Origin of the sequence: Burkholderia sp. AU45274 (genome assembly GCF_030482505.1) — a bacterium.
GTDB lineage: Bacteria > Pseudomonadota > Gammaproteobacteria > Burkholderiales > Burkholderiaceae > Burkholderia.
In genome coordinates, this window is the sequence record NZ_JAUJQE010000038.1 from 1 (window position 1) to 988 (window position 988).

Below are 988 nucleotides of genomic sequence, written 5' to 3' on the forward strand. Positions count from 1 at the left end.
GACATGGGCGCGCTGAACCGTGCAGGCAGCCGCGTGATCGTGAAGGCCGACGGCGTCTACCTGTGGGACTCGGACGGCAACAAGGTGATCGACGGGATGGCCGGCCTCTGGTGCGTGAACGTCGGCTACGGCCGCAAGGAACTCGCCGACGCCGCGTATCGCCAGATCCAGGAACTGCCGTTCTACAACACGTTCTTCAAGACCACGCACCCGCCGGTGATCGAACTCTCCGCGATGCTCGCGGAAGTCACGCCGGCCGGCTTCAACCACTTCTTCTATTGCAACAGCGGCTCGGAAGGCAACGACACCGTGCTGCGCCTCGTGCACCAGTACTGGCGCGTGCAGGGCCAGCCGCAGAAGAAATACGTGATCTCGCGCAAGAACGGCTATCACGGCTCGACGATCGCCGGCGGCACGCTCGGCGGGATGGGCTACATGCACGAGCAGATGCCGTCGAAGGTCGAGCACATCGTGCATATCGACCAGCCGTATTTCTTCGGTGAAGCGGCGGCCGGCGAAACGCCGGAAGCGTTCGGCCTGGCGCGCGCGCAGCAGCTCGAAGCGAAGATCCTCGAACTCGGCGCGGAGAACGTCGCCGCGTTCATCGGCGAGCCGTTCCAGGGCGCGGGCGGCGTGATCTTCCCGCCGTCGACGTACTGGCCGGAAATCCAGCGGATCTGCCGCAAGTACGACATCCTGCTGGTGGCCGACGAAGTGATCGGCGGCTTCGGCCGCACCGGCGAATGGTTCGCACACCAACACTTCGGCTTCGAACCCGATCTCATCACGATGGCCAAGGGCCTCACGTCGGGCTACGTGCCGATGGGGGCGGTCGGCATTCACGAACGCGTGGCGCGGCCGATCATCGACAACGGCGAATTCAATCACGGCCTCACGTACTCGGGCCACCCGGTCGCGGCGGCCGTCGCGGTCGCGAACCTGAAGCTGCTGCGCGATGAAGGGATCGTCGAGCGCGTGAAGAACGACA

At 65.2% G+C, this 988-nt stretch carries 1 protein-coding gene; it reads left to right on the top strand.

Annotated features, from left to right (window positions below):
• A partial coding sequence (locus QZM35_RS38085; RefSeq protein ID WP_301777789.1) for an aminotransferase occupies positions 1–988 on the top strand: 988 nt, incomplete at both ends.